Genomic DNA, 12,253 nt, shown 5'->3' on the forward strand with positions numbered 1-12,253 from the left:
GGGCACCATGTCCAACCACCTGGCAAAGAGGACGGGGAAGACAGTGTCGTCGAAGAACTGGCTGGCGGTCGCGGCGGCGGTGGCCGCTGTCGTCCTGCTGCCGCCACTGCTCACCTCAGGCTCGGAAAGCGGCGCCACCGGGCAGCTGCGCGCACTCCGGGTCCTGGTTCCGAACGCCCCCGGCGGGGGCTACGACATCACCGCACGGACCGCGGCGAAGGCGATGAAGGACGCGGAGCTGCTTCGCAACGCCGAAGTCTTCAACCTCCCCGGAGCCGGTGGCACGGTCGGACTCGGCCGGACGGTCGCCGAACGCGGCAACGGCAAGCTCGTCATGTCGATGGGCCTGGGCGTCGTGGGCAGCGTGTTCACGAACAAGGCGCCGTCGTCGCTCCTGGACACCACCTCGATCGCGAAGCTCATCGAAGAGCCGGACATCGTCGTGGTCGGCAAGGACTCGCCGTTCCGGACCCTCGACCAGCTGGTGACGGCCTGGAAGGCCAACCCCGGCGCGGTGCCGGTCGGCGGCGGGTCCTCGCCGGGCGGCCCGGACCACCTGGCGCCGATGCTGATGGCGAAAGCCGTTGGCCTGCCGCCGAAACAGGTCAACTACATCCCCTTCGACGGCGGCGGCGAGCTGCTCGCTTCGGTGCTCGGCGGCAAGGTCGCGTTCGGCGTCTCCGGCGTCGGCGAGTACCGCGACCAGATCCAGGCCGGCACCCTCCGCGTCCTGGCCGTGACGAGCGCGAAGCGCATCCCGGGTGTCGAAGCGCCGACGCTGACCGAAGCGGGCGTGAACGTCGAGTTCAACAACTGGCGGGGGATCGTCGCCCCGCCGGGGATTTCCGATGCCGACCGGACGCGCCTGGTGGAGCTCTTCTCGAAGCTGCACCAGACACCGCAGTGGCGGGAGGCGTTGCAGCGCAACGGCTGGACGGACGCCTTCGCGCCGGGGGACGAGTTCAACGCGTTCCTGAGAGAGGAAAACACACGAGTGGCGGCGGTTCTGCACGACTTGGGGCTGGCATGAACAAGACCTGGTTGAAGGAGCGGTCCGAGCTCGGTGTCTCGGCTGTCCTCGTCGGCCTCGGCGTCCTGGTCCTGGTGGACGCGCTCACGATCCACACCGACTTCGCCCAGCGCGGCCCGATCGGCCCCAAGGCCGTGCCCGTCGTGGTCGGTTCGCTGCTCATCGTGGTGGCGCTGCTCCTGGCCCGCGACGTGCTGCGCGGCGGGCGCGGGGAAGCCGAAGGCGGCGAGGACGTCGACCTGTCCGCGCCCGCCGACTGGCGGACGGTTCTCCTGCTGTGCGCGGCGTTCCTGGCCAACGCGGCGCTGATCGGCGTGGCCGGGTTCCCGATCTCCGGTGCGGTCCTGTTCTGGGGCGCGGCCTACGCGCTGGGCAGCAGGCACTTCGTCCGCGACCCGCTGATCGCCGCCGGCCTGTCGGTGGCGACGTTCCTGATCTTCAACAACCTGCTCGGCGTACCGCTGCCCGGTGGCCCCCTGATGGAGGTGCTCTGACGTGGACTCCTTCACCCAGCTCCTGGACGGCTTCGGCACGGCGCTGAGCCCGACGCACCTGGCCCTCGCCGCGCTCGGGGTCCTGCTCGGCACCGCCATCGGCGTCCTGCCGGGCATCGGGCCGGCGATGGCGGTCGCGCTGCTGCTGCCGGTGACCTACGGGCTCGAGCCGACCGGCGCGTTCATCATGTTCGCGGGCATCTACTACGGCGGGATGTTCGGCGGCTCCACCACCTCGATCCTGCTCAACACCCCGGGCGAGAGCGCGGCCGTGGTCGCCGCCATCGACGGCAATCCCATGGCCCGCCGGGGCCGCGGTGCCCAGGCGCTGGCCGCCGCGGCCATCGGCCACTTCGCCGGCGGCATCATCGGCACGATCCTCCTCGTGCTGCTCGCGCCGACCGTGGCGAAGCTCGCCGTCAACATCGGGGCGCCGGACTTCTTCGCGATCATGGTGCTGGCCTTCATCGCCGTCACCTCGGTCCTGGGGTCCTCCCGCGTCCGCGGCTTCGCGTCGTTGCTCATCGGGCTCACCCTCGGCCTGGTCGGGCTGGACGAGATGACCGGCCAGCAGCGGCTGACCTTCGGCTCGCTGCACCTGGCCGACGGCATCGACGTCGTCATCGTGGCCGTGGCCCTCTTCGCGGTCGGGGAGTCCCTCTGGGTGGCCGCCCACCTCCGGCGCACCACGGGCGAGCCCATCCCGGTCGGGCGGCCGTGGCTGAGCCGGGCCGACCTGCGGCGCACCTGGAAGCCCTGGCTGCGCGGCCCGTTCATCGGCTTCCCCTTCGGGGCGATCCCCGCCGGTGGTGCCGAAATCCCCACGTTCCTGTCCTACGTGACGGAGAAGAAGCTGTCCAAGCACCGCGACGAGTTCGGCAAGGGCGCGATCGAGGGCGTCGCCGGGCCGGAAGCCACGGCGTCGGCGTCCGCGGCGGGCACGCTCGTCTCGATGCTGACCCTGGGCCTGCCGACCACCGCGGTGGCCGCGGTGATGCTCGCCGCCTTCCAGCAGTACGGGATCCAGCCGGGCCCGCTCCTGTTCGAGCGGGAGGCGTCGCTGGTGTGGGGGCTGATCGCGTCGCTGTTCATCGGCCTGACGTTGCTGCTCGTCCTCAACCTGCCGCTGGCGCCGGTGTGGGCCAAGCTGCTGCGGATCCCGCGGCCGTACCTGTACGCCGGCATCCTGTTCTTCGCCAGCGTCGGTGCCTACGCGGTGAACGCCGACGTGTTCGACCTGCTGGTCATGTTCGCCATCGGCGTGCTCGGGTTCGTGATGCGCCGCTACGGCCTGCCGGTGCTGCCGGCGATCATCGGCGTCATCCTCGGGCCGGCCGCCGAACAGCAGATGCGGCGAGCGCTGCAGCTCAGCGACGGCGCGTTGACCGGCCTGGTCAACACGCCGCTGTCGATCGCCATCTACGTCGTCGTCCTGGTGCTGCTGGCGTGGCCGCTGATCCGCAAGGTGGCCATTACCCGCCGGTAACTTATCCTCGGTGTATCGAAAACCGCATACGTGCCGGCAACGCCGTCCGCCCTTGAATGGGCGGTATGAACGAACCGGCACGCGGGATGACGATCTATGGGTGCGCACCCGACGAAGCCGTGCTGTTCCGGGAGCTGGCGCCGCGCTTCGGCGTGACGCCGACCATCACGGACGCGCCCGCGAGCGAGGCCAACGCCGGACTCGCGGGCGGCAACCGGTGCGTCAGCGTCGGGCACAAGACGCCGGTGACCAACGAGACCCTTCGCGCGCTCAGCCGGGTCGGGGTCGCGTACGTCTCCACGAGGAGCGTCGGCTTCGACCACATCGACGTCGAATACGCGCGGAGCGTGGGCATTTCCGTCGGGAACGTCGCCTACTCGCCCGACAGCGTCGCCGACTACACGCTCATGCTCATGTTGATGCTCGTGCGGGACGCCCAATCCGTCCTCCGCCGGGCCGACGAGCACGACTACCGGCTCAACGACGTCCGGGGCAAGGAACTGCGTGACCTGACCGTCGGGGTGGTCGGGACCGGCCGGATCGGCGCCGCGGTCGTGGACCGGTTGCGGGGCTTCGGCTCCCGCGTCGTCGCGCACGACAGCCGCCCCCGGACCGGCATCGAGTACGTCGAGCTCGACGAACTGCTGCGGCTGAGCGACATCGTCACGCTCCATACCCCGCTCAACGCCGGAACGTGGCACCTCCTGGACCGGCGGCGTCTCGAGCTGATGAAGCCCGGGGCGTTCGTCGTCAACACCGGGCGTGGGCCCCTGCTCGATACCGAAGCGCTCGTCTCGGCACTGGAAAACGGCAGGCTGGGCGGCGCCGCGCTCGATGTCCTCGAAGGGGAAGAAGGCGTCTTCTACGCCGACTGGCGGGGGCGGCCCCTCGAAAGCGACCTGCCGGCGCGGCTGCGGAAGCTGCCGAACGTGCTCGTCAGCCCGCACACCGCCTACTACACGGACCACGCGCTGCGCGACACCGTCGAAAACTCCATCGTCAACTGCCTGAAATTCGAAAGCGGGGAACGGCATGGCCAGGGTTAAGGTCGGGATCATCTTCGGGGGCGGTTCCGAAGAGCACCCCGTCTCCGTCAAGTCCGCGCGGGAGGTCGCCAAACACCTCGATGCCGGCAAGTACGAAGCGTTCTGGGTGGGGATCACCAAGGACGGGGCCTGGAAGCTTTGTGACGGCCCGGAAGCGGGCTGGGAAGCCGGGCGGACCGTCGTGCTCTCGCCGGACCGGAGCGTTCCCGGGCTGCTGGTCCTGGAAGACGGGAAGTACGAGACGATCGGCCTGGACGTCGTGCTGCCCGTGCTGCACGGCAAGTTCGGCGAGGACGGCGCGATCCAGGGGCTGCTGGAGCTCTCCGGGATTCCCTACGCCGGCTGCGACGTCCAGAGCTCGGCCCTGTGCATGGACAAGTCCCTGGCTTACGTGGTCGCCGCGAGCGCGGGTATCGCCACGCCGAAGTTCCGGACCGTCCTGGCGGGCGAGGACGTCGACGGGCTCACCTATCCGGTGTTCGTGAAGCCGGCGCGGTCCGGCTCGTCGTTCGGGGTCAGCAAGGTGTCCGCAAAGGACGAACTGGCGGCCGCCATCGAGGCCGCGGCGCAGTACGACTCCAAGGTGCTCATCGAAGAAGCCGTCGCCGGGAGCGAGGTCGGCTGCGCCATCCTGGGTCACGGCTCGGAGCTGTTCGCCGGCGAGGTGGACCGGATCGCCCTGTCCCACGGCTTCTTCCGGATCCACCAGGAAGATTCCCCCGAAAGCGGCTCCGAGAACTCGACGCCCGTCGTGCCCGCCGACATCCCGGCCGAAACCCGCGCACGCGTCCAGGAGACGGCGAAAGCCATCTACCGCGCGTTGGGGTGCGGGGGACTGGCCCGGGTGGACATGTTCCTCACCGGCGACGGCACGGTGGTCCTCAACGAGGTCAACACCTTGCCCGGCCTGACGTCGTACAGCCGCTACCCGAGGATGATGGCGGCCGCCGGCGTGCCGCTCGGCGACCTGATCGACCGGATCGTGGCCGGGACGGCCCGGTGAACGACGACTTCGCCTTCGTGGACGAACTGGTGCCCGGCATCCGCTGGGACGCCAAGTACGCCACCTGGGACAACTTCACCGGCAAGCCGGTGGACGGCTACCTCGCCAACCGGATCGTCGGCACGAAGGCCCTGTGCGCCGCCCTGGCGGAAGCGCAGGAGAAGGCCGCGTCGCTCGGCTTCGGCCTGCTCCTGTGGGACGGCTACCGGCCGCAACGCGCCGTGGACCGCTTCCTGCGCTGGATCGACGAGCCGGAGGACGGCCGGACCAAGCTGTGGCACTACCCGAACATCGACCGGGCCGCCATGTTCGCGAAGGGGTACGTGGCCGCGAAGTCGGGGCACACCCGGGGCAGCGCCGTCGACCTGACGCTCTACCTGCCGGACACCGGTGAGCTCGTGTCGATGGGCGGTGGGCACGACCTGATGGACCCGGTCTCGCACCACGGCGCGCGCGGGATCCCGCCGGCCGAAGCCGGGAACCGCGCCAGTCTCCGGTCCATCATGGAGGGTTGCGGGTTCGTCGCGTACGAGTGCGAATGGTGGCACTACCGGCTGAAGGACGAGCCTTACCCGGACACGTACTTCGATTTTCCGGTCAAGTAACGGCGAGGCAGCCGGACGGTGACGCCGAGGCCGCCGTCCGGTCGCGGGGCGAGGGCGAGCGTCCCGTCGTGGGCCTGGGTGATGCTCTTGACGATGGCCAGGCCGAGGCCGACGCCGGCCTGGTCGGTGCGGATGCGCTCGGTGCCGCGCTGGAATGGCTCGGCGAGGGTCGCGACCAGGGCCGGGGCGAGGTGTTCGCCGGTGTTCTCGACGGTCAGGACCACGGTCCCGGGCTCGGTGCGGGTCGTCACCCACACCGCGCCCCGCTCGGGCCGGTTGTGGACGATCGCGTTGTGCACCAGGTTCGTGGTCAGCTGCAGCAGCAGTGCCGGCGAACCGAACGCGGGTGCGGCGTCGCCGGACGTCTCGATCGTGACGCCCCGCTTCTCGGCCAGGGGCAGGAGCGTTTCGGCGGCTTCCTCGGCGACCAGGGACAGGTCGACGACGTCGCGCTCGAACGACCGCTGTTCGGCGCGGCTGAGCAGCAGGAGAGCCTCGGTGAGCTCGATCGCCCGCGCGTTGACGACGCGGAGGCGTTCGTCGAGGTCGCCGGTGGCGCGCTCCGGGTCCTTGCGGGCGACGTCGAGCAGGCTTTGGGTGATCGCGAGCGGCGTGCGCAGTTCGTGGGACGCGTTGGCGGCGAACCGGCGCTGCTCGGCGACGTGGGCCTCCAGCTGCGCGAGCATGGTGTCGAAGGCGTCGGCGAGCTCGCGGAACTCGTCGGTGCGGCCGGGCAGCCGGATGCGGTGGGAGAGCACGCCGGTCGCGGCGACGCGGGTGGCCTCGGTGATGCGCGTCAGCGGGTCGAGCATCCGGCCGGCGAGGAGCCACCCGCCGAGGAGCCCGAACACCAGCAGCGCGACCAGCACGACGGCCATGAACGGGACGAAGTCGCGGACGAGGAGCGGGCGGTTGATCCAGAAGTTGCCTTCGGTGATGATCCAGCCCTTGGGCAGGAAGTACAGGTAGAACACGAGCACGGCACCCATCAGCAGGATGCCCGCGAGCATCACGAACCCGGCGTAGCTGAGGGTGAGCTTGAGGCGGGCGCTCAAGCCGGGTTCCCTAGCCACGGTCCGCCCCGCCGGTGTCGATGCGGTAGCCGACGCCGGGCACGGTCGCGATGATCCCGGGTTCGCCGAGCCGCTTGCGCAGCACGGAGACGGTGATGCGCACGGCGTTGGTGAACGGGTCGGCGTTCTCGTCCCAGGCCCGCTCCAGCAGCTCTTCGGCGCTGATCACCCCGCCCTGGGCCGCGACGAGGACTTCGAGCACGGCGAACTGCTTCCGCGTCAGGGCCACGTACCGGCCGTCGCGGTAGACCTCGCGGCGGAACGGGTCCAGGCGCAGGCCGGCGATTTCGTGCACGGGCGGCCGGTTGTGGGCGCGCCTGCGGTCGAGCGCCCGCAGCCGGAGCACGAGCTCCCGGAGCTCGAACGGCTTCGTGAGGTAGTCGTCGGCGCCCAGCTCGAACCCGCTCGCCTTGTCGTCGAGCCGGTCGGCCGCGGTGAGCATGAGGATCGGCATGCCGCTGCCGGAGGCGACGATGTGCCGGGCGATCTCGTCGCCGGACGGGCCGGGGATGTCGCGGTCGAGGACGGCGATGTCGTAGCTGTTGACGCTGAGCAGCTCCAGCGCGGTGTCGCCGTCGCCCGCGGTGTCCGCCGCGATGGCCTCCAGCCGGAGGCCGTCGCGGATGGCGTCGGCCAGGTAGGGCTCGTCCTCGACGATCAAGACACGCACCCCGCCGATGCTACGAGCGGGGGCATATCGGGCGCATATCGGAAACCGCGTACGTGCCGGCAACACCGCGCTGCCTTGACTGAGCGTCATGACCTCCAGCCAACGCACGTCCCCGCGCAGCCTCGGTACGGAACACGGCGCCGTCCCGGTCGGCCTCCCGGTCTCCGCCGGGTCGCCCGCCGTGGCCAACCTCGACCCGGACCTGCTCGACGCCCTGCGCCAGGCGGCGAAGGACGCCGCGGCCGACGGGATCGCGTTCGTCGTCAACGGCGGCTGGCGCTCCTGGGCGTACCAGGAGCAGCTCCGGCGCCAGGCGGTCGCGAAGCACGGCTCGGAAGCGGCGGCGGCCCGCTGGGTGACGACCGCGGACAAGTCCGCGCACGTGCGGGGACAGGCGGTCGACGTCGGCCCGCCCGAAGCCCGGACGTGGCTGGCCGAGCACGGCGCCCGGTACGGGCTGTGCCAGGTCTACCGCAACGAACCGTGGCACTACGAGCTGCGGCCCGAAGCCGTCGAACACGGGTGCCCGCCGATGTACGCCGACCCGTCGCAGGATCCGCGGACGCGCTAGGCCGGGGTGCGGTAGCGGTGCAGCAACGTGGTGAAGTGCCGCAGCTTCTCGACGGTGTCTTCGGAGATCGCGTCCGGGTGGAAGTGCATCACGCTGTTGCGGATGTGCCGGATCTCGTTCAGGCGGGTGATGAACGCCGGCCGGTCCAGTGGCCAGCCGAGCCGGTCCCAGACGGCCTTGTTCTCCAGGATCCGCTGGTAGTCGCCGAAGGCCAGGTGGTCGAAACTGTCGATCGACCGGCCGCAGAGGGGCTGGACGGTCGCGAGGTCCAGTGTGCACCGGATGATCCAGCGGAGCGTCTGGTCCAGCTCGCCCAGCTGGAAGAACGGGGTGGCCATCTCGCCGTAGCGCCGGGCGACGTCGGCCGTCGTGACGATGCCCTTCACGGCCCTGCTTTCGTCGGTGACGAGCACGAACTCCCGCTGCTGCAGCGCGGGGAGGACGTCGAAGAGGTCGCGGTCGTAGGCGACGACCTCGGCGTGGACGATCGCGTCGGCGAGCCCCGCCCCGGGCTTCCGGTGCATGGCCTGGGCGATCGAGCGCCACGTCACGGCTCCGCGGGGGTTGCGCGGGCCGCTGAGCACGGCCAGCTGCGAGAAGTCGTTGAGGAGCATGGTGGTGATCGCTTCTTCGAGCGAGCTGCTGGGCCCGACGAACGCCAGGCCTTCGACCGACTTCAGGTTGCCCACCGTCAGGCGGACGTCCAGGTCGCCGCCGCCCTCGTCGTCTTCGGTGGCCGGCAGGACCTCGGTGGCCGCCGGTTCCTCGGGCTCTTCCGGTGGCGTCGTCAGGGTGACGACGGTGTCGAGCGTGACCGCGCGGAAGCCGGGGGACGTCACCAGCCCGTGGTTGGCCAGGCCCGCTTCGATCCGGCCGACCTGGTCGCCGCGGTCGGTCACGCCCCACAGCTTCAGGAGCTCGCGGACCGTGATGCGCTCGGGATCGCCCTGGTCGGCCCGGGCGCGTGCCTGCCGCAGGCGCTCGTGGACGCGCTGGTCCCCGACCTGACGTCCGGCGGTCGAGACCGCTCGGTCCAGGAACTCCTGGCGCACCGAATCCAGCAGGCGCTGCTCGTCCACCACGACCCAGGCCCGCCACCCGTCGACCCCGCGCATCCCGGCGGCCACCATCGCCGCGCGGGAGGGCGACCGGAACTCCTCGCCGTCGGGCTCGAGCCGGATCCGGCCCGCGGTGGTGACGGTCGCGTCGAAGGTGTCGCCGATGCGCTTGCGCTCGAACCGGAGCTTCGCCCCGGCTTTGAGCAGGCCGGCTTCCAGCAAGTCCGACACCATGACGCGGCGGCCGTCGATCAGGTACATCGAACGGCCGTCGCCGGTCACCACTTCCGCAGCCCGGCGAACTTGCGCCGGGCACCGATGGCTTGCTTGAGCACCCGCCGCTTGAGCTCCGCCTGGCTCAGCCGGGCGACCCGGGTGAGCTGCAGTTCGGCGGCGACGGCGAGCAGGCTCTCCCGATCGAGGTGCCGGTCCTCCAGGTAGGCGGCGCCTTCCGCTTCGGTTTCGGTTTCCCGCAGGTGCGCGGCGATGGCAGCCGCGTCGACGCCGGGTCGCGCGACGACCGCCGGCGGCGGGCTCGCGACCGGCCGCGCGGGAGCGACAGCGGGAGCGGGAGCGGGAGCAGGCGGCGGCTCGGCCGGGGGTGCGTCGGAGCCGTGGCCGGTGAGCAGGGCGACGAGTTCGGCTTTCCGCAGCTTGCCGTATCCGGGCACCCCGCGTTTCCCGGCCAGGGCCTTCAGTTCCTTCACCGTCAGTTTCGACAGGTCCTCGGGAAGACCCGTCACGGCCAGCCGGGCCGTCCCGCCGAGGATCGCTGCCAAGGTGGCCTCGTCCTGTTCCGCGAGGAACTCGTACACCCGCGCCTGCAACGCGGCCAGCTTCGTCAGGTCGGTCACCGGCGGTCACCGGACAGCGCGAGGGCGCCGAGGACCTCGTCGGCGAGCTCGTCGAACTCCCGCACGACCTCGTCGCGGCCGGTGGCGCGCAGCATGGCGGGCACCCCGTTCTCGCCGGCGTCCCCGAAGTGCTTGGTGCTGTTGCGGATGTAGCTCTTCAGCACCGGAACCTGGGAGTTCGCCTGTGCTTCGTCGACGTAGCGCTGCTGGGCGGCCGTCAGCTGCTGGGAGTAGATCTGCACCATGGTGAACACCACGCCGAGGAACTCGGGGTGGATCGGCTCGTGGTCCCGGCTGCCGCCCTTGTGGTGGACGAAGTCGTTGAACTGCTGCGTCAGGCCGGTGCAGTTGCCGCCAAGGTAGTCCAGCCCCAGGGTGGACAGGTAGTCCGCCTTGGCCGGGACGAGGATCCGCTCGCTCGCCACGATCGCCGTCTTGGTGACGAGGCCGAAGTTCGGGGCGCAGTCGATGAGGACCAGGTCGTAATCGGCGAAGAAGCTGTCGGCCAGTGCCTGCCGCAGGCAGCCGTGCAGGTCGAGGAACCGCCGTTTCGACCCGTCGAGGGTGGTCGAGCCGCCGAGCAGCGCGGCGAGTTCGAGGTCGATGTCGATGAGGCCGAGGTGCGAGGAGATCAGGTCGAGCCGGCCGCCGGTGCCGCCGAGGACGTCGTTCACCCGTTCCGGCGAAACGACGAGGTGGGACAGCGGGATGCCCCGGCCGGGCAGTTCGGCGCCGTACCACTGCCTGATCGTGCGGCTGTCCGCCAGCCGTTCGTGCCAGTCGTCGATCGAGAAGAACGAAAAGGTCAGGTTGGTCTGCGGATCGAGGTCGAGCAGGAGCACCCGCAGTCCGCGGCTCGCCGCCACCGCGCCGAGGTTCGCGGTCAGCGTCGTCTTGCCCACTCCGCCCTTGTAGTTCATGACCGCCACGACCCGCATGCGCTCTCCCGAGGTCTCGTGCCCGGTGCCGTTTGTATTACGCGGGCGGGCGGTCCGGCACGGATCGCCGTCAACTGTCCGGGAACTGTCCACGATCTGGCCAGTGCCGGCGGGGCACCACCGTCATCGGCAGGCTGCCGGGGTAGGCGGCGGAGGTGAACTTCACGCGGACCTGCTTGCCCGGCACCGGAACCAGCCGCCAGCGGGCGGCCACCGTGGCCAGCGTGATCACGATTTCGTTCTGGGCGAAGCGGTTCCCGATGCACTGCCGGGTGCCCGCGCCGAACGGCACGAACGCGCCCTTCGGTACCGCGGCCGCCCGGTCCGGCGCCCAGCGGCCGGGGTCGAAGCGGTCCGGGTCGGCGAACGACCGGGGGTCGTGGTGGAGCGCGTGCGGGCTGACGATCACCTCGGCGCCCTCCGGCAGCCGGACTCCGCCGAGGTCGACTTCGGTGAGCGTGCGGCGCATCAGCAGCCACAGCGGGTACAGCCGCAGCACCTCGTCGACCACCTGCCGGACGTAGGTCAGCCGGGGGAGGTCGTCGACGGCGACCGGGCGGCCGGCCAGCACCTCGTCGAGCTCGGCGTGCACCCGCGCCTCGACGTCCGGGTGCCTGCCGAGCTCGTGGAACGTCCAGGCCAGCGCCAGGGCCGTCGTCTCGATGCCGGCGGTGAGCAGGGTGAGCACCTCGTCGCGGGCCTGCTCGTCGGTCATGCCTGCCAGCAGCAACGTCGAAAGCAGGTCGCCGCGGTCGACGCCTTCGCGGCGCCAGTCGCGGATCACCTCGATCACGATTCCGCGCATCCGGGTGATCGCCTCGTCGAACCGCCGGTTGCCGGGCACCGGGAGCTTCTCGACGAGCTTGGGTGACAGCGCGCGAATCATTCCCTGCTGGATGATCACGTAAATCGAGCGGCGGGCTTCGGCGATCGCCGCTTTTCCCAGATCCGTGGAAAACAGGGCCTCGCCGACGATCGTCACCGCGAGGCCCTGCATGTCTTCGTCGATCTTCCGCACTTCACCGGCACGCCACGAGCCGCTCACGTCGGCTGCCGCGCGCCGCATGATCTCCGCGTACGCGGCCAGGCGGTCGCGGTGGAACGCCGGCTGCATCAGCCGGCGCTGCCGCAGGTGGAAGTCCCCGTTCGAAAGCACCAAGCCATTTCCGACGAACGGCCGGAACTTGTCGAACATGGCGCCTTTGCGGAACTTCGGACCCTCGCTGACCAGCACTTCGTGCGTCAACCGCGGGCTCGTGACGAAGTAGACGGGCGCCGGACCGAGGGAGAGCCGCACGATCTCGCCGTGCCGGGGCAATGCGTCGGTGAATGCGAAGCGTTGCCGGAGCAACGCCGGAGTGTGTCCGAGAAAAGGCCACCGGCCCGGGGCGGTCGGGACGCTCATGGGGCTCCTCGTTGCGCCAT

General features: G+C 70.6%; 13 protein-coding genes. 7 read left to right on the forward strand and 6 right to left on the reverse strand.

Annotated elements, in window-relative coordinates; translation table 11 throughout:
• Positions 1 to 7: 7 nt before the first annotated feature.
• From I4Q55_RS30730 to vanX, 6 genes are all read left to right on the forward strand, one after another.
• Positions 8 to 1,030 (forward strand): tripartite tricarboxylate transporter substrate binding protein, encoded by a 1,023-nt coding sequence (locus I4Q55_RS30730; RefSeq protein WP_206792602.1) that lies wholly within the window; start codon positions 8 to 10, stop codon positions 1,028 to 1,030.
• Positions 1,027 to 1,524 (forward strand): tripartite tricarboxylate transporter TctB family protein, encoded by a 498-nt coding sequence (locus I4Q55_RS30735; protein WP_206792603.1) that lies wholly within the window; start codon positions 1,027 to 1,029, stop codon positions 1,522 to 1,524. The genes I4Q55_RS30730 and I4Q55_RS30735 overlap by 4 nt, the downstream gene beginning before the upstream one ends.
• A gap of 1 nt (position 1,525) precedes the next feature.
• Entirely contained in the window at positions 1,526 to 3,010 is a 1,485-nt protein-coding gene (locus I4Q55_RS30740; protein WP_206792605.1) for a tripartite tricarboxylate transporter permease, read from the forward strand.
• A gap of 65 nt (positions 3,011 to 3,075) precedes the next feature.
• Positions 3,076 to 4,056 carry a D-isomer specific 2-hydroxyacid dehydrogenase family protein gene (locus I4Q55_RS30745; RefSeq protein WP_206792606.1) on the forward strand — a complete coding sequence of 327 codons (981 nt, stop codon included), beginning with the start codon at positions 3,076 to 3,078 and terminating at the stop codon, positions 4,054 to 4,056.
• A complete protein-coding gene (gene vanA / locus I4Q55_RS30750; RefSeq protein ID WP_206792608.1) occupies positions 4,043 to 5,059 on the forward strand; it encodes a D-alanine--(R)-lactate ligase in 1,017 nt (338 codons plus the stop codon). Before I4Q55_RS30745 ends, vanA begins: the two co-directional genes overlap by 14 nt.
• The gene (gene vanX / locus I4Q55_RS30755) at positions 5,056 to 5,664 is read left to right on the forward strand and encodes a D-Ala-D-Ala dipeptidase VanX (RefSeq protein ID WP_206792610.1); all 609 of its coding nucleotides are present in this window, start codon (positions 5,056 to 5,058) and stop codon (positions 5,662 to 5,664) included. The genes vanA and vanX overlap by 4 nt, the downstream gene beginning before the upstream one ends.
• On the opposite strand, the gene I4Q55_RS30760 is transcribed toward vanX, so the two are convergent.
• Positions 5,628 to 6,719 carry a HAMP domain-containing sensor histidine kinase gene (locus I4Q55_RS30760; protein ID WP_242547068.1) on the reverse strand — a complete coding sequence of 364 codons (1,092 nt, stop codon included), beginning with the start codon at positions 6,717 to 6,719 and terminating at the stop codon, positions 5,628 to 5,630. The genes vanX and I4Q55_RS30760 overlap by 37 nt on opposite strands.
• Before the next feature lie 10 nt (positions 6,720 to 6,729).
• A complete protein-coding gene (locus I4Q55_RS30765; protein ID WP_206792614.1) occupies positions 6,730 to 7,407 on the reverse strand; it encodes a response regulator transcription factor in 678 nt (225 codons plus the stop codon).
• An 88-nt stretch (positions 7,408 to 7,495) separates the two neighbouring features.
• Between I4Q55_RS30765 and I4Q55_RS30770 the strand changes: the two genes are divergently transcribed.
• Complete coding sequence (locus I4Q55_RS30770) at positions 7,496 to 7,978, forward strand: M15 family metallopeptidase (protein WP_206792616.1); 483 nt, start codon at positions 7,496 to 7,498, stop codon at positions 7,976 to 7,978.
• Here the strand turns inward: I4Q55_RS30770 and I4Q55_RS30775 are convergent.
• The 4 genes from I4Q55_RS30775 to I4Q55_RS30790 form a co-directional block, all read right to left on the reverse strand.
• Positions 7,975 to 9,321, reverse strand: coding sequence for a CBS domain-containing protein (locus I4Q55_RS30775; RefSeq protein WP_307793356.1), 1,347 nt, complete (start codon positions 9,319 to 9,321; stop codon positions 7,975 to 7,977). The genes I4Q55_RS30770 and I4Q55_RS30775 overlap by 4 nt on opposite strands.
• Positions 9,315 to 9,890, reverse strand: coding sequence for a Rho termination factor N-terminal domain-containing protein (locus tag I4Q55_RS30780; protein WP_206792618.1), 576 nt, complete (start codon positions 9,888 to 9,890; stop codon positions 9,315 to 9,317). The genes I4Q55_RS30775 and I4Q55_RS30780 overlap by 7 nt, the downstream gene beginning before the upstream one ends.
• Entirely contained in the window at positions 9,887 to 10,828 is a 942-nt protein-coding gene (locus tag I4Q55_RS30785) for a ParA family protein (RefSeq protein WP_206792620.1), read from the reverse strand. Before I4Q55_RS30785 ends, I4Q55_RS30780 begins: the two co-directional genes overlap by 4 nt.
• A 70-nt stretch (positions 10,829 to 10,898) precedes the next feature.
• A complete protein-coding gene (locus tag I4Q55_RS30790) occupies positions 10,899 to 12,233 on the reverse strand; it encodes a cytochrome P450 (RefSeq protein WP_206792622.1) in 1,335 nt (444 codons plus the stop codon).
• Between the last annotated feature and the right edge of the window lie 20 nt (positions 12,234 to 12,253).

Source organism: Amycolatopsis sp. MtRt-6 (assembly GCF_017308975.1).
In the GTDB taxonomy this organism is placed as follows: domain Bacteria; phylum Actinomycetota; class Actinomycetes; order Mycobacteriales; family Pseudonocardiaceae; genus Amycolatopsis.